The sequence below is a fragment of the Stenotrophomonas sp. GSD10 genome, assembly GCF_056172695.1.
Map to the genome: position 1 here is coordinate 3,833,313 of NZ_JAOCMC010000002.1, position 25,418 is coordinate 3,858,730.

Annotated in this window: 26 protein-coding genes, 2 tRNA genes and 4 pseudogenes; 13 read left to right on the top strand and 19 right to left on the bottom strand. The window is 66.6% G+C overall.

Going from position 1 to position 25,418, the window contains the following annotated elements; translation table 11 throughout:
- Positions 1–51: 51 nt before the first annotated feature.
- The 3 genes from bfr to N4G47_RS17865 form a co-directional block, all read right to left on the bottom strand.
- Positions 52–522 carry a bacterioferritin gene (bfr, locus tag N4G47_RS17855; RefSeq protein WP_005414691.1) on the bottom strand — a complete coding sequence of 157 codons (471 nt, stop codon included), beginning with the start codon at positions 520–522 and terminating at the stop codon, positions 52–54.
- 142 nt (positions 523–664) lie between these two features.
- Complete coding sequence (locus N4G47_RS17860) at positions 665–871, bottom strand: (2Fe-2S)-binding protein (protein WP_107232914.1); 207 nt, start codon at positions 869–871, stop codon at positions 665–667.
- 108 nt (positions 872–979) lie between these two features.
- The gene (locus tag N4G47_RS17865) at positions 980–1,600 is read right to left on the bottom strand and encodes an RNA pyrophosphohydrolase (RefSeq protein WP_475289186.1); all 621 of its coding nucleotides are present in this window, start codon (positions 1,598–1,600) and stop codon (positions 980–982) included.
- Between the two features lie 119 nt (positions 1,601–1,719).
- On the opposite strand from N4G47_RS17865, the gene N4G47_RS17870 reads away from it, so the two are divergent.
- Positions 1,720–1,796: transfer RNA gene (locus N4G47_RS17870), tRNA-Met, on the top strand.
- Positions 1,797–1,851: 55 nt separating this feature from the next.
- Positions 1,852–1,926, top strand: a tRNA-Gln gene (locus tag N4G47_RS17875).
- A 264-nt stretch (positions 1,927–2,190) separates the two neighbouring features.
- On the opposite strand, the gene rpsI is transcribed toward N4G47_RS17875, so the two are convergent.
- A complete protein-coding gene (gene rpsI, locus N4G47_RS17880; protein ID WP_005411311.1) occupies positions 2,191–2,583 on the bottom strand; it encodes a 30S ribosomal protein S9 in 393 nt (130 codons plus the stop codon).
- 2 nt (positions 2,584–2,585) lie between these two features.
- Positions 2,586–3,014: a 50S ribosomal protein L13 gene (gene rplM, locus N4G47_RS17885; RefSeq protein WP_005414692.1), complete on the bottom strand. Its 429-nt coding sequence runs from the start codon at positions 3,012–3,014 to the stop codon at positions 2,586–2,588.
- Between the two features lie 197 nt (positions 3,015–3,211).
- Between rplM and coq7 the strand changes: the two genes are divergently transcribed.
- The gene (gene coq7 / locus N4G47_RS17890) at positions 3,212–3,856 is read left to right on the top strand and encodes a 2-polyprenyl-3-methyl-6-methoxy-1,4-benzoquinone monooxygenase (RefSeq protein ID WP_475289188.1); all 645 of its coding nucleotides are present in this window, start codon (positions 3,212–3,214) and stop codon (positions 3,854–3,856) included.
- 85 nt (positions 3,857–3,941) lie between these two features.
- On the opposite strand, the gene sugE is transcribed toward coq7, so the two are convergent.
- Together sugE and speD are read right to left on the bottom strand one after the other, a co-directional pair.
- Positions 3,942–4,262 (bottom strand): quaternary ammonium compound efflux SMR transporter SugE, encoded by a 321-nt coding sequence (sugE, locus tag N4G47_RS17895; RefSeq protein WP_475289190.1) that lies wholly within the window; start codon positions 4,260–4,262, stop codon positions 3,942–3,944.
- A 168-nt stretch (positions 4,263–4,430) separates the two neighbouring features.
- Positions 4,431–5,225, bottom strand: a complete 795-nt coding sequence (gene speD / locus N4G47_RS17900; RefSeq protein WP_005411315.1) for an adenosylmethionine decarboxylase — start codon at positions 5,223–5,225, stop codon at positions 4,431–4,433.
- A gap of 149 nt (positions 5,226–5,374) precedes the next feature.
- Between speD and crp the strand changes: the two genes are divergently transcribed.
- Both crp and N4G47_RS17910 read left to right on the top strand, forming a co-directional pair.
- Positions 5,375–6,064 (top strand): cAMP-activated global transcriptional regulator CRP, encoded by a 690-nt coding sequence (crp, locus tag N4G47_RS17905; RefSeq protein WP_010482649.1) that lies wholly within the window; start codon positions 5,375–5,377, stop codon positions 6,062–6,064.
- A 118-nt stretch (positions 6,065–6,182) separates the two neighbouring features.
- On the top strand, positions 6,183–6,944 hold the full coding sequence (locus N4G47_RS17910) for a sulfite exporter TauE/SafE family protein (RefSeq protein ID WP_249842651.1): 762 nt from the start codon (positions 6,183–6,185) through the stop codon (positions 6,942–6,944).
- Between the two features lie 97 nt (positions 6,945–7,041).
- Here the strand turns inward: N4G47_RS17910 and N4G47_RS17915 are convergent, their stop codons facing one another.
- The 10 genes and pseudogenes from N4G47_RS17915 to N4G47_RS17960 form a co-directional block, all read right to left on the bottom strand.
- Entirely contained in the window at positions 7,042–7,758 is a 717-nt protein-coding gene (locus N4G47_RS17915) for a haloacid dehalogenase-like hydrolase (protein ID WP_475289192.1), read from the bottom strand.
- Positions 7,755–8,549, bottom strand: a complete 795-nt coding sequence (trpC, locus tag N4G47_RS17920; protein ID WP_049426871.1) for an indole-3-glycerol phosphate synthase TrpC — start codon at positions 8,547–8,549, stop codon at positions 7,755–7,757. Before trpC ends, N4G47_RS17915 begins: the two co-directional genes overlap by 4 nt.
- Positions 8,550–8,623: 74 nt before the next feature.
- On the bottom strand, positions 8,624–9,631 hold the full coding sequence (trpD, locus tag N4G47_RS17925) for an anthranilate phosphoribosyltransferase (RefSeq protein ID WP_475289974.1): 1,008 nt from the start codon (positions 9,629–9,631) through the stop codon (positions 8,624–8,626).
- Between the two features lie 39 nt (positions 9,632–9,670).
- A complete protein-coding gene (locus N4G47_RS17930) occupies positions 9,671–10,258 on the bottom strand; it encodes an anthranilate synthase component II (RefSeq protein ID WP_014038739.1) in 588 nt (195 codons plus the stop codon).
- Between the two features lie 2 nt (positions 10,259–10,260).
- Positions 10,261–11,061, bottom strand: a complete 801-nt coding sequence (locus N4G47_RS17935) for an SIMPL domain-containing protein (protein ID WP_475289195.1) — start codon at positions 11,059–11,061, stop codon at positions 10,261–10,263.
- Positions 11,062–11,128: 67 nt separating this feature from the next.
- Entirely contained in the window at positions 11,129–12,604 is a 1,476-nt protein-coding gene (gene trpE / locus N4G47_RS17940; RefSeq protein ID WP_475289196.1) for an anthranilate synthase component I, read from the bottom strand.
- Between the two features lie 342 nt (positions 12,605–12,946).
- Complete coding sequence (gene yegS / locus N4G47_RS17945) at positions 12,947–13,882, bottom strand: lipid kinase YegS (RefSeq protein WP_475289198.1); 936 nt, start codon at positions 13,880–13,882, stop codon at positions 12,947–12,949.
- Positions 13,883–14,110: 228 nt separating this feature from the next.
- On the bottom strand, positions 14,111–14,593 hold the full coding sequence (locus N4G47_RS17950; protein WP_475289200.1) for an N-acetyltransferase family protein: 483 nt from the start codon (positions 14,591–14,593) through the stop codon (positions 14,111–14,113).
- A gap of 59 nt (positions 14,594–14,652) precedes the next feature.
- A complete protein-coding gene (gene rpe / locus N4G47_RS17955) occupies positions 14,653–15,327 on the bottom strand; it encodes a ribulose-phosphate 3-epimerase (protein ID WP_032127160.1) in 675 nt (224 codons plus the stop codon).
- 57 nt (positions 15,328–15,384) lie between these two features.
- Positions 15,385–15,713 (bottom strand): annotated as a pseudogene (locus tag N4G47_RS17960) (J domain-containing protein).
- A 141-nt stretch (positions 15,714–15,854) separates the two neighbouring features.
- Between N4G47_RS17960 and N4G47_RS17965 the strand changes: the two are divergent.
- The 8 genes and pseudogenes from N4G47_RS17965 (at position 15,855) to N4G47_RS18000 (ending at position 23,667) form a co-directional block, all read left to right on the top strand.
- Positions 15,855–16,780: pseudogene (locus N4G47_RS17965) on the top strand (phosphoribosylaminoimidazolesuccinocarboxamide synthase).
- Between the two features lie 142 nt (positions 16,781–16,922).
- Positions 16,923–17,408 (top strand): Mpo1 family 2-hydroxy fatty acid dioxygenase, encoded by a 486-nt coding sequence (locus N4G47_RS17970; protein WP_475289202.1) that lies wholly within the window; start codon positions 16,923–16,925, stop codon positions 17,406–17,408.
- 331 nt (positions 17,409–17,739) lie between these two features.
- Positions 17,740–20,570 (top strand): annotated as a pseudogene (locus tag N4G47_RS17975) (monovalent cation/H+ antiporter subunit A).
- The gene (locus N4G47_RS17980) at positions 20,570–20,962 is read left to right on the top strand and encodes a Na+/H+ antiporter subunit C (protein WP_475289204.1); all 393 of its coding nucleotides are present in this window, start codon (positions 20,570–20,572) and stop codon (positions 20,960–20,962) included. The pseudogene N4G47_RS17975 and the gene N4G47_RS17980 overlap by 1 nt, the downstream one beginning before the upstream one ends.
- Positions 20,959–22,494 carry a monovalent cation/H+ antiporter subunit D gene (locus N4G47_RS17985; protein WP_475289206.1) on the top strand — a complete coding sequence of 512 codons (1,536 nt, stop codon included), beginning with the start codon at positions 20,959–20,961 and terminating at the stop codon, positions 22,492–22,494. The genes N4G47_RS17980 and N4G47_RS17985 overlap by 4 nt, the downstream gene beginning before the upstream one ends.
- Entirely contained in the window at positions 22,491–22,997 is a 507-nt protein-coding gene (locus N4G47_RS17990) for a Na+/H+ antiporter subunit E (RefSeq protein WP_475289208.1), read from the top strand. Before N4G47_RS17985 ends, N4G47_RS17990 begins: the two co-directional genes overlap by 4 nt.
- Complete coding sequence (locus tag N4G47_RS17995) at positions 22,994–23,278, top strand: K+/H+ antiporter subunit F (protein ID WP_005411334.1); 285 nt, start codon at positions 22,994–22,996, stop codon at positions 23,276–23,278. The genes N4G47_RS17990 and N4G47_RS17995 overlap by 4 nt, the downstream gene beginning before the upstream one ends.
- The gene (locus N4G47_RS18000) at positions 23,275–23,667 is read left to right on the top strand and encodes a Na+/H+ antiporter subunit G (RefSeq protein WP_475289210.1); all 393 of its coding nucleotides are present in this window, start codon (positions 23,275–23,277) and stop codon (positions 23,665–23,667) included. Before N4G47_RS17995 ends, N4G47_RS18000 begins: the two co-directional genes overlap by 4 nt.
- 71 nt (positions 23,668–23,738) lie before the next feature.
- Here N4G47_RS18000 and N4G47_RS18005 read toward each other — a convergent pair.
- Together N4G47_RS18005 and N4G47_RS18010 are read right to left on the bottom strand one after the other, a co-directional pair.
- Positions 23,739–24,703, bottom strand: a pseudogene (locus N4G47_RS18005) (sodium:calcium antiporter).
- A gap of 72 nt (positions 24,704–24,775) precedes the next feature.
- The gene (locus tag N4G47_RS18010; protein ID WP_475289211.1) at positions 24,776–25,408 is read right to left on the bottom strand and encodes a hypothetical protein; all 633 of its coding nucleotides are present in this window, start codon (positions 25,406–25,408) and stop codon (positions 24,776–24,778) included.
- Positions 25,409–25,418 lie beyond the last annotated feature (10 nt).

The following is a 25,418-nucleotide window of genomic DNA, read 5'->3' on the forward strand; positions in this document are numbered from 1 at the left end:
ACACGACGGAGCCGTCGAGCAAGCTCGACGCTACGCGGACCCGGCGTCAGGTCACTCTTCCAGCTTGCTCAGCAGGTACTTCGGCTCGCCGATGCGCTCGATCAGGTCAAGCTGGGTTTCCAGCCAGTCGATGTGCTCCTCTTCCGAATCGAGGATCTTCACGAACAGCTGGCGGCTGACGTAATCGCCCACCGAATCGGCATATGCCACGGCCTCGCGCAGGGTGACCACACCGTCGCGTTCGAGCGACAGATCGCACTGCAGGATCTCGGTCGGGTTCTCGCCGATGCGCAGCTTGCCCAGCGCCTGGAAGTTCGGCAGGCCTTCGAGGAACAGGATGCGGTCGGCAAGCATGTCGGCATGCTTCATCTCGTCGATCGATTCCTTGTACTCGTGCTCGGCCAGTTCCTTGATGCCCCAGTTCTTGAGCATCTTGGCGTGCAGGAAGTACTGGTTGATCGCGGTCAGCTCGTTGTAGAGGACCTTGTTGAGGAATTCGATGACCTTGGTATCGCCCTTCATGGCGGTGCTCCTGCGCGCTGAAAACGCGGGCACTTTAACCCCTTGCGCGCAGGCGTGAAGGAACGCGAATCGTGCGCATTGGCCAGTGCGGCCAGCGGTGAACCGGATGTGGGCGTGGCGTGGGCGCCGCGCGAAGGGCGGATCAGGCCGCCTGCAGGCCCAGCACCGGCAGCGGCAGGTCGTGGGTGTTCAACGCCTTGGCCAGCAGATCACCCGCCATGTCCAGGCAGGAACCGCAGGTCGCGCCGCAGCCGGTACGCATGGTCAGCTCGCCCACCGAGGTGACGCCCTGTGAGGCGGCTTCACGGATCTGGTGGTCGGTGACTCCGTTGCAGATGCAGACGTACACAGGCAGGAACCGGGCTGACAGGCCAGAAGCGGCCTGTTGCCTATTCCAATGGAAACGAGAATGGTTGTCAATCAAGGACATGAACCATTCTCGATACCGTTCAGCCGATCAGCTCGCCGGGCCGTCGCCCTGGGCCTTCTTGGGCCAGTAACCGCGGGTACGGGGGCGCTTGCGCGGGCGGTCGTGACCGGCGTTGTGCCCCGGCATCCAGGCCTCGGCAGCGCTCTTGGGCATGGCAGTGACGCCCTGACCTGCGACCCCGCGTGCCAGTGGCGCCAGATGTCGCAATGCGCGGGCATAGACGCCGCGCTTGAACATCACCACATGCTCCACCGGGTACCAGAAATCGACCCAGCGCCAGTGATCGAACTCGGGCGAGTCGGTGTGGTCCAGCTTCACATGCGATTCGTCGCCGGTCAGCCGCAGCAGGAACCAGACCTGCTTCTGGCCGATGCAGACCTGCCGCTCATTGCGGCGGATGGCGCGCGCCGGCAGCTTGTAGCGCAGCCAGCCGGGCGTTGCCCCGAGCACTTCCACATGCTCAGGCAGCAGGCCGGTCTCTTCCTGCAGTTCACGATACATGGCCTCGACAGGCGTCTCGTCGGTGTTCATGCCGCCCTGCGGGAACTGCCAGCCGTCCCGGCGCACGCGTCGTGCCCAGAACACCTGGCCGTCCTGCCGCATCAGCACAATGCCGACGTTCGGTCGATAGCCGTCCGGATCGATCACGATGCGGACTCCTAAAAATCTACTGTCCGGGACTATCCCATGCCCTCTGCCGGCCCACAAGCTCGGCACAAAAGTGTTGACATGCCCGTTACACATCCGCAGAATAGCGGGCTCACCAAGGCTATGTAGCTCAGCCGGTTAGAGCACAGCACTCATAATGCTGGGGTCGGTGGTTCGAGTCCACCCATAGCCACCACATTGAAAATGAAGTTGTTTTTCAATGTGAAAAGTGAGAAAATAGTTGCACGTTTTGCCCCGTCGCCAAGCGGTAAGGCACCTGACTCTGACTCAGGCATTCGGTGGTTCGAATCCATCCGGGGCAGCCAAACAAAAAGAAAAAAGCCTGATCGAAAGATCAGGCTTTTTTCTTTTTTGTTTGGTCACGCATTCCCACCAAGAGCAGCCGAGCATCGGCTCGGCTCTACAAAGACCGGGGGACGGGCATGCGAAGCCATCGGTAGTGCCGGCCGCTGGCCGGCAACCTCCAACCTCGAAATCCACAACCCAGAAACGACAAAAGCCCGGCCGAAGCCGGGCTTTTGCGTTTCCATCCAGCGGGCTCCCGAAGGAGCCCAACCAGGCGCGATGGATCAGCGCTTGGAGAACTGGGTGGCGCGACGGGCCTTGTGCAGACCGACCTTCTTACGCTCGACTTCACGGGCGTCACGGGTCATGAAGCCAGCCTTGCGCAGCTCGGACTTCAGGGTTTCGTCGTACTCGACCAGTGCACGGGCGATGCCCAGACGGATCGCACCGGCCTGACCGGTGGTGCCGCCGCCAGCGGCGGTGACCAGGATGTCGAAGCTTTCGGTGTTCTTGGTCAGCTCGAGCGGCTGGCGCACGATCATGCGCGCGGTCTCACGACCGAAGAACTCGTCCAGCGGACGGCCATTGACGGTGATGTTGCCCGAACCCTTGCGCAGGAACACGCGAGCGGTGGAGGACTTGCGGCGGCCAGTGCCGTAGTTTTGAGTGATAGCCATGATTAGATATCCAGAACCTGCGGCTGCTGTGCGGCGTGCGGATGCTCAGTGCCGGCGTAGACCTTGAGCTTGCGGTACATCTGGCGACCCAGCGGGCCCTTCGGCAGCATGCCCTTCACGGCGATCTCGATCACGCGCTCCGGGTGGCGCTCCAGCGCCTGGGCCAGGGATTCGGTCTTCAGGTTGCCGATGTAGCCGGTGAAACGGTGATACATCTTGTCCTGCAGCTTCTTGCCGGTGACGGCAATCTTTTCTGCATTGATGACGACCAGGTAGTCGCCGGTATCAACGTGCGGGGTGTAGACCGGCTTGTGCTTGCCGCGCAGACGGCGGGCCAGCTCGGTGGCGAGACGGCCCAGGGTCTTGCCCTCGGCGTCGACGAGGTACCAGTCGCGCTGGACGGTCTCGTTCTTGGCAGTGAAAGTGCTCATGAAGAACTCTAGGTTAGGTCGGGCTCATTGCGGCGAAAGGCTCACCGGAACTCTGCCACGCGTTGTGAAAAGGTGAAGCGTAAGAGGCGGGATTGTACTCACCTTGGCGGCCGGGTGCAAGCCGCACCCAGCGCCGGGTTGGCAGGGGCCCGGGCGCGGGCGAGAATCGGGGGTCTTCCGCCCCATCGCGTACCGCCATGACCGTGCTCCGCCAGACCACCCCGCTGGACCACCTGCTGACCGAGGCGCAGCGCGCCCTGGACACGGTGTTCGGCAACCCGCCGGCGGCCCGCCCCTACCCGGCCGCCGACACCGCCGAGCCGGGCATGGACAACGCCGAGCGCCGGCACGCGGCCGGCCTGATGCGGATCAACCACGTCGGCGAGGTCTGCGCGCAGGGCCTGTATTTCGGCCAGGCCGCCGTGGCCCGCGACCCGGCCACGCGTGAACACCTGCTGGAAGCAGCCCAGGAAGAGACCGACCATCTGGCCTGGTGCGCCACCCGCCTGGGCGAACTGGACAGCCGTCCCAGCCTGTTCAACCCGCTGTGGTATGCCGGCAGCTACACCATCGGCACCCTGGCCGGGCTGCGCGGCGATGGCTGGAACCTGGGCTTCGTGGTCGAGACCGAGCGCCAGGTGGAGGCCCATCTGGACGAGCACCTGGTCGACCTTCCGGCCGGCGACCTGCGCAGCCGCGCGGTCATCGCGGTCATGAAGGAAGACGAGGCCCGCCACGCGGACCACGCCGAGCAGGCCGGCGCACGCCGCCTGCCGTTCCCGATTCCGGGCGCGATGGCGCTGGCCTCCAAGGTGATGAAGACCATCGCTTACCGCATTTGAAGGGTCGCCCGCACCAACGGTGCGGGCCTACCAGGAGGTGCGCCGGGGTCCGACGGTGGGGCCCGACCGTTGGTCGGGCCATCAATCAGTTGGGCGAGACCAGCTTCAGGCCGATCACACCGGCCACGATCAGGCCCACGCAGGCCAGGCGGGCCGGCGATGCGCTGTCGTTGAACAGGTAGATACCCAGCACGGCCACGCCCAGGGCGCCGATACCGGTCCAGATCGCATAGGCCGTACCGACCGGGATGCTCTTCATCGCCTGGCTCATCAGGTACAGGCTGATCAGTGCGGACACCACCGTGACAACGGTGGGCAGGGGCTTGCTGAAGCCTTCGGAGTACTTCATTCCAAGCGCGAAACCGATCTCGAACAGACCGGCCAGCAACAGGTAGATCCAGGGCATGGGTGGGGGCTCCTTACCTTTTTTGACAAAAACGAAACGGCCCGGTGTTTTCACACCGGGCCGTGGGTCGGTACATCACCGTGGAACTATACCGCTTGCGCAACACAGGTTCCACGGGGCGGGTCGTCCCGCCTGGGTGGCGATGCCTGCGGGCATCGCACATGGGGCTTACTCGGACAGGTTGCGGCCGTGGAACAGCTCTTCGATCTCGCGCTTGAGCAGCGCTTCGATCTTCATGCGTTCCTTGAACGACAGGTTCTTGGCCTTTTCCTCGAACAGGTACTGGTCCAGGTCGAAGTCCTTCAGGTGCATCTTCGTGTGGAAGATGTTTTCCTGGTAGACGTTGACGTCGAACATCTCGTAACGCGACTTGATGTTCTTGGCCAGGAAGTTCTGGATCGAGTTGATCTTGTGGTCGATGAAGTGCTTCTTGCCCTTCACATCGCGGGTGAAGCCACGGACGCGGTAGTCCATGATCACGATGTCCGACTCGAGGCTCTCGATCAGGTAGTTCAGGGCCTTCAGCGGCGAAATGACGCCACAGGTGGCCACGTCGATGTCCGCGCGGAACGTCGCGATACCTTCCTGCGGATGGGTTTCCGGGTAGGTATGGACGGTGATGTGGCTCTTGTCCATGTGCGCGACCACGGCGTCGGAGATCAGCTCCTTGCCGGCCAGCTTCTTGTCGATCACCGGTTCTTCGGAGATCAGGATGGTCACCGAGGCACCCTGCGGGTCGTAGTCCTGGCGGGCCACGTTCAGGATGTTGGCGCCGATGATCTCGGCGACATCGGTCAAGATTTGAGTCAGCCTGTCGGCGTTGTACTCTTCATCGATGTATTCAATGTAACGCTGACGCTCCTCTTCGGTGCGCGCGTAACACACGTCATAGATGTTGAAGCTCAGCGCCTTGGTGAGGTTGTTGAAACCCTGCAGCCTCAGGCGAGGCAACGGCTTGACCACGGCGGTCGATTCCTGTGTAAGAAGGGGAAAGGGTGAATTATGGGGCAAACTGCCCCCGGGGGAACGTGAAGACGCAAGAGTTCTGGCACACTGTTTGCCCTTAACAATTGCGCTGGTTAAGCTCCGCTATCGACCCCGTGAATCCGTTCATGCGCAGAGGGAGCGCCCCTATCGTGTCAACCGTGCGCCTAGCTAGCAGTCCACTGGCCCTGGATATCGCCACCATCGATCGTTTCCTGGCGCACAGCCACCGGCGGCGATATCCCACCCGTACCGACGTCTTCCGACCCGGTGACCCGGCGGGAACCCTGTATTACGTCATCAGCGGCTCGGTTTCGATCATGGCCGAGGAAGATGACGATCGCGAGCTGGTGCTGGGCTACTTCGGTGCCGGCGAGTTTGTCGGCGAGATGGGCCTGTTCGTCGAATCGGACCGCCGCGAGGTGATCCTGCGGACCCGTACCGCCTGCGAACTGGCTGAAATCAGCTACGAGCGCCTGCATCAGCTGTTCCTCGGCCCGCTGTCGGCCGATGCCCCGCGCCTGCTGTACGCGCTGGGCCAGCAGATCTCCAAGCGCCTGCTCGACACCAGCCGCAAGGCCAGCCGCCTGGCATTCCTGGACGTTACCGACCGGATTGTGCGCACTCTGCACGACCTGGCCCAGGAACCGGAGGCGATGAGCCATCCGCAGGGCAGCCAGCTGCGCGTTTCGCGCCAGGAACTGGCGCGCCTGGTCGGCTGCTCACGCGAAATGGCCGGCCGCGTGCTGAAGAAGCTGCAGACCGATGGCCTGCTGCATGCCCGTGGCAAGACCGTGGTGCTGTACGGCACCCGTTGATTGCCGGGGGCAGTCCTGTAGAGCCGAGCCCACGCTCAGCTGCCATTGGCGTACAGCAGCCGAGCGTGGGCTCGGCTCTACACGGCCTCTGCGCGGCCTGCTGGGCTAGGCTCGGTGCATGGAACTGAGCAGCGAATTCTGGTGGTTCATCCTCATCGGCCTAGGCGCACAGCTGGTGGACGGCGCGCTGGGCATGGCCTTCGGCCTGGTGTCCTCCTCGGTGATGCTGAGCATGGGGCTGCCGCCCGCGCAGGTCAGCGCCAGCATCCACACCGCTGAAGTGTTCACCACGGGCGCTTCCGGCGTGTCGCACCTGGCCGCCGGCAATGTCGACAAACGCCTGTTCCTGCGTCTGGCCCTGCCCGGTGCGGTCGGTGGCGCGCTGGGCGCCTACGTGCTCACCCAGATCCCCGGCGACATCATCCGGCCGCTGATCTACCTGTACCTGCTGGTGCTGGCCATCATCATCCTGGCGCGCGCCGCGGGCCGCTGGATGCCACAGGGCGAGATCCGCCGGGTGCCGGTGCTGGGCTTCTTCGCCGGCCTGCTGGACGCCAGCGGCGGTGGCGGCTGGGGTCCGGTGGCGACCTCCACCCTGCTCGCCCGTGGTGGCCAGGCGCGCACCACCATCGGCACGGTCAATGCCGCCGAGTTCATCGTCACCCTGACCATCTCGGCCACCTTCCTGCTCTCGATGGGCGTGCAGCACCTGCAGATCGTCGCCGGGTTGCTGATCGGCGGCATGATGGCCGCGCCGGTGGCGGCCATCCTGGTCAAGCGGGTGAAGGAGCGCTGGGTGCTGGTAGCGGTGGGCGTGCTGGTGCTGGGCATCAGCCTGTTCCAGATCGGCCACGCGGTGTACGGGCACCTGTATCGCTGAGGCATCCCCTGTAGAGCCGAGCCATGCTCGGCTGATGGCGCACGGATACCGCAACGAAGAGCAGCCGAGCATGGCTCGGCTCTACAGCAGGCTCGGCTCAGGCCTTGTCGCCGCCGCGCTCGACGCAGCCCCAGTTGAGGATGCGGGTGCCGGCCGGCAACACGCTGCGGAAGAAATCCACCTTGGAGCGCTTCGGGTTCACCACCACCGGCGCCTTGGCGGCCAGCAGCAGCGGCAGGTCGGCGGTACTGTCCGAATACGCGATATCGATATCGCCGTAACCGCGCTCGCGCAGCATGCGCATCTTCTCTTCGTTGTGGCAGTGGCGGGTCGGGCCGACGCCACCCAGCCGCGGACCGACCTCGGTGCCGATCACCGGCACGTCCTGATGGGCGACGAACGCCAGGATCGCGCGCGCCAGCTCCGGCGGCGCGCCGGTGGCCACCACCACCCGGTCGCCCTTGGCGCGGTGCGCGGCGAACACTTCCAGCGCCTGCGGCAGCAGCTTGGCGCGCATCTGCGCCTCGTTGCGCAGCACATAGGCGTCGATCACGCGGTTGAAATCACGCGCGCGATGCAGGCCGAAGCTGCCGATCCACACGTAGACCGAAATGCCGGCACGGCGCGTGGGCAGCATCGCCACCATCGGCCCGGCAATCGGCGTGACCAGCAGTGCGGCCAGCATGCGCAACGGGTTGCGCTTGATCAGCGAGGCGAACAGGTGAGTGCCCGAATCGCCATCGTAGAGGGTGTGGTCGAAGTCGAAGACCACCAGCGGCGCATCCCCGCGCGGCGTTGGATAGTGCGTTGTCATGCCGCGAAGAATAGCTGACGCAGGCCCTCGCCCGGCTCTTCCACGCGCATGAAGGCCTCGCCGACCAGGAAGGCATGGATGCCGGCGTCGCGCATCAGCGCCACGTCCTGCGGGCCGAGGATGCCGCTCTCGGTGACCAGCAGGCGATCACGCGGCACCGCCTTCTGCATGTCCAGGGTGGTCTGCAGCGAGACCTCGAAGGTGCGCAGATTGCGGTTGTTGATGCCGATCATCGGCGCCGGCACCTGCAGCGCGCGTTCCAGCTCGTCGATGTCATGCACTTCCACCAGCACGTCCATGCCCAGCGACAGCGCCAGCTCGGACAACGTGGCCAGCTGGGTGTCATCCAGCGCGGCGACGATCAGCAGGATGCAGTCGGCGCCGAGCACGCGCGCTTCGTACACCTGGTAGGCATCGATGACGAAGTCCTTGCGCAGCACCGGCAGCGTGCACGCCTCGCGGGCCTGCTGCAGGTAGGCGTCGGCGCCCTGGAAGAAATCGACGTCGGTCAGCACCGACAGGCAGCTGGCACCGCCGAACTCATAGCTGACGGCGATGTCCGCCGGGCGGAAGTCCGGGCGGATCACGCCTTTGGACGGGCTGGCCTTCTTCACCTCGGCGATCACCGCCGGGTCGCCGTTGGCCACCGCCGCCTGCAGCGCGCGCACGAAGCCACGTACCGGCGGGGCGCTGGCCAGGGCGGCCTGCAGCTCCTCGAGCGGGCGCTGGGCGCGGCGCTGGGCTACTTCTTCGGCCTTGCGGGCCAGGATCGTCTGCAGGATGTCGCTCATCGTCGTCGCTTCGGTACTGGGGCGGTGAGGACGGCCATTATCGGCCATCGGGTGGGTCAGGCTGAACCGCGCGCTCAGGCAACCAGCGCGCGGGTGGTGTCAACGTACTGCTGCAGGCGCTGGCGGGCGCTGCCGTTGGCGATGGCGGCACGGGCGCGGGCCAGGCCGTCGCCAATGTCGCTGGCCACACCGGCCACGTACAGCGCCGCGCCCGCGTTGAGGGCAACGATATCCAGCGCCGGGCCCGACTCGTTGTCCAGCACCGCGCGCAGCAGGGCAATGGACTGCTCCGGGCCATCCACGCGCAGGTTGCGGCTGGCCGACATGGCAATGCCGAAGTCTTCCGGATGGATCTCGTACTCGCGCACCTTGCCGTCGCGCAGTTCGCCCACCAGGGTGCCGGCGCCCAGCGAGATCTCGTCCATGTTGTCGCGGCCCCAGACCACCATGGCGCGCTCGGTGCCCAGTTCGCGCAGCACGCGCGCCTGGATGCCGACCAGATCGGGATGGAACACGCCCATCAGCACCGCCGGCGCGCTGGCCGGGTTGGTCAATGGGCCGAGGATGTTGAAGATGGTGCGCACCCCCATTTCGCGGCGGACCGGGGCCACCACCTTCATCGACGGGTGATGGATCGGCGCGAACATGAAGCCGATGCCGGTCTGTTCGATGGCCGCGGCCACCTGCGCCGGCTGCAGCTCGATCACCGCGCCCAGCGCTTCCAGTGCATCGGCGCTGCCGGACTTGGAGGACACGCTGCGGTTGCCGTGCTTGGCCACGCGCGCACCGGCGGCGGCGGCGACGAACATCGCGCAGGTGGAGATGTTGAAGGTGTGCGAGCCATCGCCACCGGTGCCGACGATATCAACCAGGTTGGTGGTGTCGGCCACCGGCACTGGCCGGGCGAATTCACGCATCACGGTGGCCGCCGCGGCGATTTCGTCCACGGTCTCCTTCTTCACGCGCAGGCCGGTGAGGATCGCCGCGGTCATCATCGGCGAGACATCGCCACGCATGATCTGCCGCATCAGGTCGACCATTTCGTCGAAGAAGATTTCGCGGTGCTCGATGGTGCGGTGCAGGGCTTCCTGGGGGAGAAGCTCATGGGAATGCTCCTTGGATCAGGCCGCCGGGCGCTGCAGGAAATTGCGCAGCAGGGCGTGGCCGTGTTCGGTGAGGATGGATTCGGGGTGGAACTGCACGCCTTCCACCGGGAACTGGCGGTGGCGCAGGCCCATGATCTCTTCGATCGAACCGTCGTCGTTCTCGGTCCAGGCGGTCACTTCCAGCACGTCGGGCAGGCTGTTCTTGTCCACCACCAGCGAGTGGTAGCGGGTGGCCTGGTAGCGGTCCGGCAGGCCGGCGAACACGCCCTTGCCTTCATGGCGGATGGGCGAGGTCTTGCCGTGCATGATGTTGCCGGCACGGATCACCGTGCCGCCGTAGACCTGGCCGATGCCCTGGTGGCCCAGACAGACGCCGAGGATCGGCGTGGTCGGGCCCAGGCGCTGGATCAGTTCCAGCGACACGCCCGCTTCGTTGGGCGTGCACGGCCCGGGTGAGATGACGATGCGCTCAGGCTTCTGCGCGGCGATCTCGTCCACGCTCATCGCATCGTTGCGCACCACCTTCACTTCGGCGCCCAGCGTCTGCAGGTACTGCACGAGGTTGTAGGTGAAGCTGTCGTAGTTGTCGATCATCCACAACATGGTCAGGTTCCGTCGCTTATCAGGAAAATGGCGTACACGTTTTCGGTGTAGGTGATGGGCGCGGCCACCAGCAGTTCGCCGGGCGCGGGTGCCGCGGCAGCACGGCTGCCGGTCACCTGGACGCGATCCAGCGAATTGCCGTCTGCCGGTGCGTAGGCGTAGCTGTCGGCGGCCGGCCCACTGTTGGGCCATGTGCCGGCCTGCACACCGTAGGCAAAACTCGGGGCCACATCGGAAATGCTGTAGAGACCGGTGATCTTCGCGCCATAGGCGCCGGCCAGGCCCTTGGCCGACGCGCGGGTCTCCGCTGCCGCCTCGGCCTTCAGCTCGGCGCGCAGTTTGGCCGCATTGGCGTAGGTGGGTGTGGCCGTGTTCACCTGCACTTCGCGGCTGACCTTCAGTTCACCCAGGAAACCCTTCAGTGCCTCGGCAGTGGCAAATGATGCGCTCAGGCTGCGGCTTGCCTCGATGCCGTTGTAGACCTCCTCGTCATCGCGGTAGCGCGTCGAGGGCGATATGCCCAGGTTGTCGGCGCGCACGCTGTCGCTGAGGGCACCATGCTTTTCGAACAGCTTCAGCACCTGCTCGGTATTGCCCTGCACGCGTCGGCGGGCACCTTCGGTCTGCAAGTCGATGCTGGCCAGCTCGACTTTCACGCCAAAGCGGTCCGGCATCACCGCCCGGGTTGCGCTGCCCTTCACCAGCAGGTGCGGCTGCGAAGGAATGGTATTGGCCTGTGCCCACGCAGACGGGGCCATCGTGGCCAGCAGTGACGACCACAGCAATGCGCTCAGCAGCTTCATGCGGTACTCCTTGTCGTGGATGGGAACAGCGGAAGGTGCCGCGGCGCAGGCCACGGCACGGAAAGGCTCACAGGCCCTTGGCGGCCTGGGCGACGGCGCGGAACAGCGCGCGGCCCTTGTTCATCGTCTCGTCCCATTCCTTGTCCGGGTCCGAGTCGTAGACGATGCCGGCGCCGGCCTGCACGTACAGGCGGCCATCCTTGATCACCGCGGTGCGGATCGCGATCGCGGTATCGGCATCGCCGTGCCAGCCGATGTAGCCGATGCTGCCGGCGTAGACATTGCGCTTGATCGGTTCCAGCTCGCGGATCACTTCCAGCGCGCGGATCTTCGGCGCACCGCTGACCGTACCGGCCGGGAAGGTGGCGCGCAGCACGTCGGCGTAGCTCAGGCCCGGCTGCAGCTGCCCGGTCACTTCGCTGACGATGTGCATGACGTGGCTGTAGCGTTCGATCACGAACTGCTCGCCCACTTCCACGGTGCCTGCCCTGGACACGCGACCGGCATCGTTGCGGCCGAGGTCGATCAGCATCAGGTGCTCGGCGCGTTCCTTCGGATCGGCCAGCAGTTCGGCTTCCAGCGCCAGGTCCTGTTCGACGGTGGCACCGCGCGGGCGGGTGCCGGCGATCGGGCGCACGGTCACTTCGCCATCCTGAAGGCGCACCAGGATTTCCGGCGAGGAGCCGACCACCTGCAGGTCGCCGACATCCAGGAAATACATGTACGGCGACGGATTCAGTGCACGCAGCGCGCGGTACACATCCACCGGGCGCGCCTTGAACGGCACGCTCAGGCGCTGGCTCAGCACCACCTGGAAGATGTCACCGGCGCGGATGTATTCCTTGCTGCGCTGGACCGCATCGACGAAGCCTTCGCGGGTGAAACCGGAAACAAAATCGGACTCGTCCAGCACGTCGCTGTTGAGCGGCGCCGGATAACCGGCGCCCGGTGCGCGCAGCTTCGCAGTCAGTGCGTCCAGGCGCGCCTGCGCCTGTTCGAACGCACCTTCGACGCGCGGGTCGGCATGCACGATCAGGTACAGCCGGCCCTTGAGATTGTCGAACACCGCCAGTTCGTTGGAATCCAGCAGCAGGATGTCCGGCGTGCCCAGCTCATCACGGCCGGCCGGCGGCGCCAGACGCGGTTCGATGTAGCCGATGCACTCGAAGCCGAACCAGCCGACCAGGCCTCCGGTGAAGCCCGGCAGGCCTTCCAGCTTGGGCACCGAGTGGGCGCTGCGCAGCGCCTCGACCTCGGCGAACGGGTCGGCCACCTCGCGGGTGTCCACCACCTGGCCGTCCTCGCGCACGGTCAGCGTGTGACCGTGGAAGGCGTACACGCGGCGCGCCGGCAGGCCGATGATCGAGTAACGACCAAAGCGCTCGCCGCCTTCGACGGATTCAAACAGGTAGGTATTGGGGCCGTCGGCGAGCTTCAGATAGACCGAGAGCGGCGTGTCCAAGTCGGACAGCACTTCGCGGACGACGGGAATATGGGTGTGGCCTTCAGCGGCCTGCAGCTGAAACTGAGCGTGCGAGTTCAAGACGACTTTCCTTCCGGGACACAGCGTTATGGGGGCGGACGACGGCAACGGGCCACCATCGCCACCAACGGCGTGCGGAAGAAAGGGTATGCGGGGTCGTCAGGCTGGACACCCCTTGACTGTATCGCAGGATCGGCGGGAGGGAAACCCTGGGAAACTGAACCACGGCGAGCACGGGGCCGGCGGCGGGGCCGGTGATGGGGACCGCGGCGGCGATCGGCGCGGAAACCGGTAGAGTCGACTGTTAGTCGACTGCTCTTCCATCAGGTGCCGGAAATGCCCGCGTTGCGCGTGCAAGTCGACTAACAGTCGACTCTACCCAGTCGACTCTACCCAACGGCGCTACCCCTGCCCGCCCAGCAACGGGCAACCGGCCGGCAGATGCATGCGCACCCGGCCTGCCACGCAGTCGATGCGGAACCGCTGGGCCTGCACCGGCTCGCCGTCCAGGTTCAGGGTCAGCGCCTTCGGCGCGTCGATCTGCAGCCACGGCAGGCGCGCACGCGTGGCCAGCTGTTCCAGCGCGGCCTGGGTGCCGGACTTCAGCATCTGGCCGAGGGTGGCGGTGACTTCGCCTTCCAGCTCCGGAAGCACCGTCACATCCAGCAGCCCATCGTCGATCAGCGCCTGCGGGCACAGCTGCTGGCCGCCACCGGCCTGGCGACCGTTGCCGATGCCCAGGGCGATGAAGTCGCCTTCCCACGCGAAATCCGGCCCCGACAGGCGCGCGTTGATCGGCTCGATCCGCCCCAGCTTGGCAATGCCGGTGATCACGTAGGCAAGGCCGCCCAGCATCTTTTTCAGCCCGGCGTCGGTCTCCACGGTGACCTGCGTGCCGAAGCCGCCGCTGGCCAGATTGGCGCACCACCACGGCGTGCCATCGGCGTCCACGCGCAGCAGGTCGATGGCGTGCGGCGCGGCCTGCCCGATCAACGCGAAGGCCCCCTTCGGTTCGGTGGGAATGCCGGCGGCGGTGGCGAAATCGTTGGCGGTGCCCATCGGGATCAGCGCCAGCGAGGGCAGCATGTCCGCTGCTTCCTCACGATGCGCCAGCGTCTCGGCCACCGCACTGAGCGTGCCATCGCCACCGGCAGCAACGATCACATCCACGCCGTGATCAATCGCCTCGGCCACGTAGCGCTCGGCGTCACCGTCCTCCCAGGTCACCCGCACTTCCAGCTGCACGCCCTGCCCGCGCCAGTGGCCGACCGCGTCGCGCAGTTCGTCATTGCCTGCGGACTTGCCGTTGAGGATCAGGCGCCAGCGCGGGGTGGTCATGCGGTGCTTCCAGGGATGGGGCGGCACAGGCTAGCAATGCGCTGTTTGTCCGCAGTGAATGTCACGCAGGTGTCATTCAGCTGCCGGAGAATGGAAGGCCATAGCAGGGACGACGGATGGAGGCAGGATCAGCCTCCCACGCATGCAGCGAGGCCACGCCAGCGATTGGCGTGGCTTTTTTTGGGCTGCGCAGGGAGTGCGCACCCAGGTTCGCACCCACCACACACCTCATCCGTTGGCGAAATCGTGCAGCGCCTGGCCCTGCAACCGGTACACGGTCCACTCGTCCTGCGGCTTCGCGCCGGCAGCGGTGTAGAACTCGATGGCCGGGGTGTTCCAGTCCAGCACCGACCATTCGAACCGACCGCAGCCTTCAGCCACGGCCTGGCGTGCGATGTATTTCAGCAGCGCCTTGCCGGCACCGCCGCCGCGCTTTTCCTGGCTGACGTACAGGTCTTCCAGGTAGATGCCCTTGCGGCCCAGCCAGGTGGAGTAATTGTAGAAATACACGGCGTAGCCGATGGCCTCGCCGTCGGCTTCGCAGATCAGCGCGTGCGCCGTGGCATCGGCACCGAACAGACTCTCGGCGATGCCGATCTCATCGGTCTGCACCGAATGCTCGGCCTTCTCGTAGATCGCCAGCTCGCGGATGAAATGCAGGATCAGGCCAGCATCGGCCACGGTGGCCGGACGGATGTTCAACAGTGCCATGCGCAGATAAAGGGGACGGAGGGAATCAACCGAGATTAATCCCCTCCGTCCCCTTTTTGTCAGCGGGCGGCGGCGACGTTGGCGCGCATCTGCGCGATCACGTCCTGGTAGCTGGTCTTGGCGTTGAAGATGGCCGAGCCGGCGACGAAGGTGTCAGCGCCGGCGGCGGCGATCTCGCCGATGTTGTCGGCCTTCACGCCACCGTCGATCTCCAGGCGGATGTCCTTGCCGCTGGCATCGATCATCTTGCGCACCACGCGCAGCTTGTCCAGCGCCGATGGGATGAACGCCTGGCCGCCGAAGCCCGGGTTGACCGACATCAGCAGCACCAGGTCCAGGTCATCCAGCACCCAGTCGAGGATGTCCACCGGGGTGGCCGGGTTGAGCACGATGCCCGGCTTGCAGCCCAGCGAACGGATCAGCTGGATGGTGCGGTGCACGTGGCGGCTGGCCTCCGGGTGGAAGCTGATGTAGGTGGCACCGGCCTCGGCGAAATCGGGAATGATGCGGTCCACCGGCTCGACCATCAGGTGCACGTCGATCGGCGCGGTCACGCCGTGCTTGCGCAGGGCCTGGCAGACCATCGGGCCGATGGTCAGGTTCGGCACGTAGTGGTTGTCCATCACATCGAAGTGGACCCAGTCGGCGCCAGCGGCGAGGACGTTGTCGACTTCCTCGCCGAGACGGGCGAAGTTGGCGGAGAGAATGGACGGGGCGATGAGGCAGTTGGACATGGCCGGGGCCTTCGGAACGGGGAAAAGGTTCTCCCGCCCGCAGGCGGGGCTCAGGGGTCAGCGCTTGCGCAGGGTCTTGATGCGGTCGTAGGCGGCGTTGATCCGCCGCGACTTCTGCTCGGCCTGCTGCTGCAGCTCGGGGCGGCACCGCCCAGCTTGTCGGGGTGGTACTGGGAGATCAGCTTGCGGTAGGCGCGCTCGACCTCGGCATCGGTGGCCTCCGAGGTCAGCCCCAGCTCCCGGTACGGGTTCTCCTTGTTCAGGCGGAACCAGTCCGAATCAAAGGCGTGGCCGATCAGCAGGCCGACCACCGCGCCGAACAGCGGATTGGGCCGGAACAGCAGGGCGCCGGCGATGAATCCGAGCAGTTTTCCGTACCAGCGCATGGCGCTCCGGGGGCGACCGACGAAATGGACGCTCATTTTACGTCACAGCGGGCCCGGACGGCTTTACACTAGGCCGCCCGCTGGTCAGCGGGCCCGCCGGGTCCGTTGGGCAGCCGTATCGACAACGCCCCAGGAGTGCCCGTGCCAACCACGCTGTTGCAATCCGATCTCCCCGGCCTGCCCTTGCGCCATCGCGGCAAGGTGCGTGATGTGTTCGATATCCCGCGCGAGCGGCTGCCCGCAGGGACCCCGCCGGGCGACTACCTGTTGATGGTCGCCACCGATCGCCTGTCGGCGTTCGACGTGGTGCTGCCCGACCCGATCCCGGGCAAGGGCGAGATGCTCTGCCAGGTGTCCAATTTCTGGTTCGCCAAGACCGCGCACCTGATGCCCAACCACCTGACCGGCATCGACGTGGCCAGCGTGCTGCCCGAAGGCGTGGACCCGGCCCTGTATGCCAAGCGCGCGGTGGTCACCCGCAAGCTGAAGCCGGTGCCGGTGGAAGCGATCGCCCGCGGCTACCTGATCGGCAGCGGCTGGAAGGACTACCAGCGCACCGGCAAGGTCAGCGGCATCGACCTGCCCGACGGCCTGCGCCAGGCCGAGCAGCTGCCCGAGCCGATCTTCACCCCTCGACCAAGGCCGCCGTGGGCGACCATGACGAGAACATCGATTTCGATGCGATGGTGAAGCAGGTCGGTGCCGACCTGGCCGAGCGCGTGCGCGACGCCACCCTGCGCATCTACAAGTTCGCTGCCGACTACGCCCGCGAGCGCGGCATCATCCTGGCCGATACCAAGTTCGAGTTCGGTACCGATGCCGATGGCCGCCTGTACATCATGGACGAGATGCTGACCCCGGATTCCTCGCGTTACTGGCCGGCCGACGAGTACGAGGTGGGCACCAGCCCGCCGAGCTACGACAAGCAGTTCGTGCGCGATTACCTGGAGACGCTGGACTGGGGCAAGACCGCCCCGGGCCCGAGCATCCCGGCCGAGATCATCGAGCGCACCCGCGCCAAGTACGCCGAGGCGCTGCAGCGCCTGGCCGGGATCAGCGTCGATTGATGCCCCTGCGCCCCCGGCCGGAAAGGCCGGGGGCGTTTCGAAGGGTAGTGCCGGCCGCTGGCCGGCAACCGCGCGAACTCGGCTATGCTCTGGATTGCCGGCCAGCGGCCGGCACTACCGTTGTTCGAGGAAGCGACGCAGCATGCAGACATCCACCGAGCTTGCGCGGCCGATCGACCGCTATTTCGCCAGCTACTCCGATGACCACCGCAATGTGATCAACCAGCGCATCCACGTGGTGGCGGTGCCGGCGATCCTGTGGTCGGTGGTGGCCCTGTTGTGGTGCCTGCCGCCGCTGATCACCTGGTTCCAGTACGGCATCTGGTCGGCGTTCGCGATGTTCAGCGCCTGGTGCTTCTACAACAAGCTGTCGCGCCCGCTGGGCATCGGCATGCTCATCCAGTTCTTCGTGTTCGGCTGCCTGTGCCGCCTGCTGGAGGCCGAGATCGGCCTGCACAACCTGTTCTGGCTGGCGGTGGGCGTGTTCGTGGTGGCCTGGGTGGCGCAGTTCGTCGGCCACAAGTTCGAGGGCCGCAAGCCCAGCTTCCTGACCGACCTGACCTACCTGCTGATCGGCCCGGCCTGGGTGATGGCCAAGTTCTACCGCAAGCTCGATTGGCGCTACTGACCTGCCCGCCCGGCCGCGGCCTTCGTTTCCTGAACGGGCAGATTCCGTCACCCTCACTCCACGGCGGCCCTGCCAGCCTGCGCCGGTGACCCGCTCCCCACTTCCCGCCCGTCGACGGCAGCCCCTGTGCGACAGGGCCTGCGGTCTCCCTGCGTGGGCGTAGGGTGATCCCCGAGGGCAGCCAGCGAGGGACCGCAGGAACGTGATGTTGCGCCGCAGAAAAAATGAATCAGCGGACGTTACATGCAATTGATCGCTGTTCGATGGGTTTCGGCGACATTTCGCAGCCTGTTATCCTCCCTGACCTGCTCGTGAATCATGGATTCCCTGCATGCTCCCCAGCCTGCCCCTGCTGCTGGCCCTGCCGTTCCTGATGGCAGCGGCCGTTGCGGCCTTCCCCGTAGTTCGCGCTCGACTGCTGCCTGGCTGGCGGCGCTGGCGCCGTTGGGTGGACTGGCCATCCTCGGCTGGCTGACGCCCGCTGTACTCGATGGCCAAGTGGTCCGCACCCTGGTGCCGTGGCTGCCGCAGATCGGGCTGGACTTCACCCTGCGCCTGGACGGGCTGGCCTGGATGTTCGCCGGGCTGGTGCTGGGCATCGGCGCGCTGGTGGTGCTGTATGCGCGCTACTACCTGAGCCAGCAGGACAACGCGCACCGCTTCTACTGCTACCTGCTGCTGTTCATGGGCGCCATGCTCGGCATGGTGCTGTCGGGCAACCTGCTGTTGCTGATGATCTTCTGGGAAATGACCAGCATCAGCTCGTTCCTGCTGATCGGCTTCTGGTCGCACCGCCAGGACGCCCGCGAAGGCGCGCGCATGGCGCTGGTGATCACCGGTGGCGGCGGCCTGGCCCTGCTCGGTGGCGTGTTGCTGATCGGCCGCATCGTCGGCAGCTTCGACCTGGACGTGGTGCTGGCCGCCGGCGAGCAGATCCGCGCCAGCGCGCTGTACCCCTACGCCCTGTTCCTGGTGCTGGCCGGCATCTTCACCAAGAGCGCGCAGTTCCCGTTCCACTTCTGGCTGCCGCATGCGATGGCAGCGCCCACCCCGGTCTCGGCCTACCTGCATTCGGCCACCATGGTGAAGGCCGGCGTGTTCCTGCTGGCGCGGCTGCATCCGGCGCTGGCCGGCAGCGACCTGTTCTTCTACACGGTCAGCGGCATCGGCGCGCTGACCCTGCTGATCGGCGCCTGGAACGCGATCTTCCAGCACGACCTGAAAGGCCTGCTGGCCTATTCGACGATCTCGCACCTGGGCCTGATCACCCTGCTGTTCGGCCTGTCCACGCCGATGGCGGTGGTGGCCGGCGTGTTCCACATCCTCAACCACGCCACCTTCAAGGCCTCGCTGTTCATGGCCGCCGGCATCATCGACCACGAGACCGGCACCCGCGACATGCGCAAGCTGGGCGGGCTGAGGAAGCTGATGCCGTTCACCAGTGCACTGGCGATCATCGCCTCGCTGGCGATGGCCGGCATCCCGTTGCTCAACGGCTTCCTGTCCAAGGAAATGCTGTTCGCCGAGGCACTGACCGCCGGTGGCGGCCCGGGCGCGATGCGCACGGCGGTGTCGATCGCCGCGCTGCTGGCCGGCGTGTTCGGCGTGGCCTACAGCCTGCGCTTCGTGCACGACACTTTCTTCGGCCCCGGCCCGCATGATCTGGACCGCGTGCCGCACGAGCCGCCGCGCTGGATGAAGGTGCCGGTGGAGCTGCTGGTGGTGATCTGCATCGCGGTGGGCGTGGCGCCGGCGCTGACCGTGGCGCCGGTGCTGCATGCCGCTGCGGCGTCGATCCTCGGCAATGCCATGCCCGAGTACAGCCTGGCGGTGTGGCACGGCTTCAACCTGCCGCTGGCGATGAGCGCGATCGGCGTGGTCGGCGGCGTGGCGCTGTACTTCGGCCTGCGCAGGCTGATCAACCTGCACGCGGTGGAAACCCGCACCACCGGCCGCAACGTGTTCCATGCACAGCTGGATGCGATTTCCGCGCTGGCCATGCGCCTGACCAACGGCATCGCCAATGGCAGCCTGCAGCGCATGCTGCTGGGCCTGGTGCTGGTGGCCATCACCGTGGCCGCCGCGCCGTTCGTGGCCAATCCGGCCTCGCCGAACTGGACCGCGCCGCAGCCGATGCCGCTGCTGGGCTGGGCGTTGTGGCTGGTGATGATGGCCTGTGCGGTGGCCACCCTGCGCGTCTACAAGCAGCGCCTGCTGGCGGTGCTGCTGGTCGGCGGCGTCGGCCTGATGGTGGCGCTGACCTTCGTGTTCCTGTCCGCGCCCGACCTGGCCCTGACCCAGCTGCTGGTGGAGATGGTGACCCTGGTGCTGATGCTGCTGGGCATGAACTACCTGCCGGCGCAGTCCGGCCCGGAGCGGCCGCGCTGGCGCAAGCGCCGTGACGCGGTGATCGCGATCATTGCCGGTGCCGGCCTCGGCGCGCTGGCCTATTCGGCGATGACGCTGCCGCCGAACACCATGGCCGGCGAGCTGCTGGCCCGCGCCTTGCCCGAGGCTTATGGCCAGAACGTGGTCAACGTGATCCTGGTCGACTTCCGCGGCTTCGATACCTTCGGCGAGATCACCGTGTTCGGCATCGCCGCACTGGTGGTGCACGCGCTGCTGCGGCGTACGCGGATGGCCCCGGAGCAGATCATGCCCGGCCCGCCGATCAAGCTGCCGGTGCCGGCCGACCTTGCGCAGATCATGTTCCCGCTGACCCTGACCGTGTCGATCTTCCTGTTCCTGCGCGGCCACAACGCACCGGGTGGCGGCTTCATCGCCGGCCTGGTGCTGGCGGTACCGCTGCTGATCCAGTACGTGATCCAGGGCACCGCGTCGGTGGAATCGCGCTTCGGCTTCGACTACATCCGCTGCATCGGCATGGGCCTGCTGATCGCCCTGCTCAGCGGCTGCGCCTCGATGCTGTTCGGCGTGCCGTTCCTGACCAGCGGCCACCTCGACCTGCACCTGCCGCTGATCGGCGAGGTGCCGCTGGCCAGCGCGATCGGTTTCGACATCGGCGTCTATCTGGTGGTGTTCGGCGGCGCGATGCTGATGCTGTCGATGATGGGCACGATCAAGCCCTCGCGTACCCGCACCGCCCGCAAGGGTGAGATCGACCTGCAACGCCGTTCGGCCCGCACCGGGGAGATGCACTGATGGAACTGGCCCTGGCTACCGCGATCGGCGTGCTGACCGCCATCGGCATCTATCTGCTGCTGCGTGCGCGCAGCTTCGATGTGATCCTCGGCATGACCTTCCTGTCCTACGCCACCAACCTGCTGATCTTCGCCGGTGGCCGCGTGGTGCTGGGCAAGGCGCCGGTGCTGCAGGAAGGCGTGGACAGCCACCTGGGCAACTACACCGACCCATTGCCGCAGGCGCTGGTGCTGACCGCGATCGTGATCGCCTTTGCGATGACCGCAGTGAGCATCGTGCTGGCCATGCGCAGCCGTGGCGACAACCACAGCGATCACGTGGACGCGCACGAGCCGGATGATGACCTGCAGGATGAGAGCGCACCGCCGCGCCAGGGCGGGGACCGCGCATGAACCATCTGGTGATCCTGCCGATCCTGATTCCCCTGCTCGGCGCCGCACTTTCGCTGTTTGTCGAACACCGCCGCTACGGCCCGAAGGTGCAGCGCGCGGTGGCCTGGACCTCGCTGTCGGCGCTGGCCTTGGCCGTGGCCCTGCTGTTCGCCAGCACGGCCAGCGGCGAGATCGACGTCTACCTGCTCGGCGACTGGCCCTCACGGCTGGGCATCGCGCTGGTGGCCGACCGGCTGTCGGCGTGGATGCTGCTGACCACGCTGCTGCTGGCCATTCCCTGCCTGCTGCACGCCTGCTCGGGCTGGGACCGGCGCGCCCCGCACTTCCATGCGCTGTTCCAGTTCCAGCTGGTCGGCCTGAACGGCGCGTTCCTCACCGGCGACATCTTCAACCTGTTCGTGTTCTTCGAGGTGATGCTGATCGCCTCCTACGGCCTGCTGCTCAGCGGTGGCCGCGGCCTGCGCATGCGCATCGGCCTGCACTACGTGGTGTTCAACGTCACCGCCTCGACCCTGTTCCTGATCGCGCTGGGCCTGCTGTACGCCTCGCTGGGGTCGTTGAACATGGCCGAGCTGTCGCAGCGCATCGCGCAGGTGCCACCGGCGCAGCTGACCCTGGTGAAGGCGACGATGGGCCTGTTGCTGCTGGTGTTCTGCGCCAAGGCCGCATTGATGCCGCTGTACCTGTGGTTGCCGGAAGCGTATTCGCGCGCACCTGCGGCGGTGGCTGCACTGTTCGCGATCATGACCAAGGTCGGCCTGTACTCGGTGCTGCGCATCCAGATGCTGTGGTTCGGCGATGATGCGGGCGCGATGGCCGGCTATGGCCGCGACTGGCTGCTGTGGGCCGGCGTGGCCACGCTGGTGCTCGGCGGTCTGGGTGCACTGGCCGCGACCCGCCTGCGCGTACTGATCTCCTACCTGGTGATCGTGTCGGCGGCCACCCTGTTCATCGCCTTCTCGGTCGGGACACCGCAGGTGCTCTCGGCCGGCCTGTACTACCTGCCGCACAGCAGCTTCGTGGCCGCTGCGCTGTTCCTGATCGCCGATCTGATCCGCCGCCGCCGTGGTGGCGCCAGCGATCGCAAGGAGGTGGTGGCACCGATGCCGGGCAAGGAAACGCCGGCGGTGCTGTTCCTGATCGGCGCGGTGTCGGTAGCGGGCCTGCCGCCACTCTCCGGCTTCCTGGCCAAGGCCGCGCTGCTGGCCGGCATGCCGGCGCAGTACACCGGCCCGGTCTGGACCGCGGTGCTGGTCAGCAGCCTGCTGGTGATCATGGGCCTGACCCGCGGCGGCATCCGCCTGTTCTGGCGCGTGCCGCCGGTCGATCCGGAGGCACCGAAGCCGCGCAAGGCACGCCTGCGCCGGGTCGAGTTGTACGCCGCCTGCATCCTGCTGGGCTACGGCATCGGCATGACCCTGGCCGCCGCCCCGCTGATGCGCTACACCGACGCCACCGCTGCACAGCTGCTGCAGCCCAGCGAGTATGTGCAGCAGCTACGTGCGACCACGCCGGAGATCCGCCAGCCATGACCGCCCAGCGCTCCCTGTTCCGTCGCCTGATTCCCTCGCCGATGCTCAGCATCATGGTGGTGGCGTTCTGGCTGCTGATGTCCGACAGCTTCACCCTTGGCCAGATCGTGCTGGGCCTGCTGCTGGGCGTGGTGGTGCCGCTGTTCGCCGCGCGCCTGGACCGCGAGTTCGCCCGCATCGGTACGTTGCGGCCGCTGCCCAAGCTGCTGTGCGTGACCCTGTGGGACATCCTGATGTCCAACATCCGCGTGGCCATCCAGGTGTTGGGCCCGGAGAAGAACATCCATCCGGGCTTCATCTGGCTGCCGCTGGACATCGCCAACATCCACGGCATCGCTGCGCTGACCAGCATGATCACCCTCACCCCGGGCACGGTCTCGGCCGCGCTCAGCGACGACCGCCGATTCCTGCTGGTGCACGTGCTGCACCTGGAGGACCCGCAGGACCTGATCGATACGATCAAGCGCCGTTACGAGGCGCCGTTGATGGAGATCTTCCCATGACCGGTTTTGAAGTCATCCAGACCACCCTGGTGGTATGCATGCACGTGGTCGGCCTGGCCATGCTGCTGGCCACCTGGCGCCTGCTGCGCGGGCCGACCGTGCCCGACCGCATCCTCGCGCTGGACACCCTGTCGGTGACCGCGATCGCCGAGCTGATGCTGTTCGGCATGTACCTCAACTCGCCGATCTACTTCGAGGCGGCGCTGATCATCGCCATGCTCGGCTTCGGCAGCACCGTGGTGCTGAGCAAGTTCGTGCTGCGCCGGGACATCGTCGAATGATCACCGCGATCCAGATCGGCCTGTCGATCCTGCTGCTGTTCGGCTGCTTCTTCATCCTGGTCGGCGCACTGGGGCTGGTGAAGCTGTCCACCTTCTTCAAGCGCCTGCACGCACCGACCAAGGCCAGCACGCTGGGCGTGGGCTGCGTGCTGGTGTGCTCGGTCTGCTACCACATCTTCCTGGGCCAGGACCCCCAGCCGCGTGAGCTGCTGATCACCGTGTTCCTGTTCATCACCGCACCGATCAGCGCGCACATGATGGCCAAGGCCGCGCTGTCGCTGCTGATGGAAACCCGCCCCAGCCTGCCCGGCAACGAGCCGGCCGCCGAAGAGCAGCTGCCGCCGCCGGAACCGGTGCGCGAGGAAGAAGAGCACGCGCAGGGCCGGTAACCCTGTGCGGGTGGGTGCCGACCGTTGGTCGGCACGGAATCCACCGCATCCACGCGTGGCGTGGATCACCGTTACAACGCCGGGGCGCCCACCAGCAGCAGCTCCAGCACGAACCAGCCGACGAACGCGACCAGCAGAATCGCGCCTTCACCGCGGCTGATCTTCAGGTCGCCGCGCAGCATCGGGTACAGCACCAGCGCGAACGCCAGCAGTGCCGGCAGTTCCAGCCGCACGAACGAAGCCGGCAGCGCCAGCGGTTGCAGCATCGCCATCGCGCCGACCACCAGCAGCAGGTTCACCGCGCTGGATCCCAGCACATGCCCCAGCACCATGTCGCCATGCCCGCGGCGTGCGGCCGCGATGGCCGTGGCCACCTCCGGCAGCGCCGTGCCGATCGCCACCGGCAACAGGCCCACCAGCAGCGGCGTCCAACCCAGCGCGGCGCCGAAGTCCGCAGCGGCACCGACCACCAGTCGGGCGCCCCAGTACAGCGCCAGTACCGAGATCAACACCCGCAATACGTTCAATGGCAGGCTGGTGCGGCTCAGCGCGGATTCGGCAATGGCCGCCTGCACCTCGGCGCTTTCGCTGCGACCACGGCGCAGCAGCAGCACCTGCATGACGATGAAGCCAGCCACCAGCACCGCGCCTTCCCAACGCACCAGCCGGCCATCCAGGCCGAACAGGATCAACAGCACGCCGGCCGCCAGCAGCGCCCCCACAACACCGTCTGCAGGCGTGCGCGCAGCAGCAACGGCGCCACCATGGCCGCCACGGCCAGGGTCAGGCCCAGGTTGACCACGCTGCTGCCCACCGCATTGCCCAGTGCCAGCTCGGGCTGCCCGACCGCCAATGCGCGCGCGTTGACCGCCAGCTCGGGCAGCGAGGTGGTCACCCCGAGCAGCAGCAGGCCTGCGGTGAAGGGCGTGGCCCCGAAGCGTTGGGCCAGGCCGGACACCGCCTTGATGATGGAGTCCCCGCCCAGTGCCAGCAGCAGCAGGCCAAGCAGGAACCAGGCAATGGCAATGGCGATCATCGAGCACTCCCCAGCGGTCGTGGCGCGATTCTACGCTGGGCCCAGCCGCGTGGCTGGGCCGTGGATCAAGGATCAGCCACAGCCTTCGGCATAATCGACCTGCGGCGTGCGGCCGACCCGCCAGGCGCCGACCCGGCCGTCGGCACCGAGCGCGAAGTCGATCACCGCCGCGCCCTCCTGCGCCGGACGCACGCGCAGGTGCTGGGCCTTCTCGTCGTACTTGTCGGGGCCAACGTCGGCGCGCTCGGGATACAGCACCTGCAGTTCGCCCAACGTCATCCCGACCTTGCCACCGCCCGGCGCGGTGATCGCCGCACTGCGCACGTCATAGCGCACCAGCCTGCGGGCCTCGATCATCAGGCGCGGATCCTCGGCGCCCTGCGGGCGCAGGAAGTAGCAGCCGTCATTGCTGTCGTCGGTCGGCAATGGCTTGCCGGCAGCGTCGGTACCCAGCCCTTGCAGCGGTGTGCCGAAGCCACTGCGGACCTCGGCGATGCCGGCGCCGAGCGTTGCACCGGCGTAGCCATCCAGCCGCGCGGGGCTGTCGGTACGGGGATCGGCCGGCGATCGGGTCGCCAGATCGGCATCGGCCGCTGCAGTGGGCGGCGCCGTGCCTTTGGCCGGGGCCTCAGCGGGTGTTTCAGGCGCACGGCCGCAGGCGGCGAGCGAAAGGAGCAGAAGACCAGCAAGTGGAAGATGCTTCATCGGTGCGGTT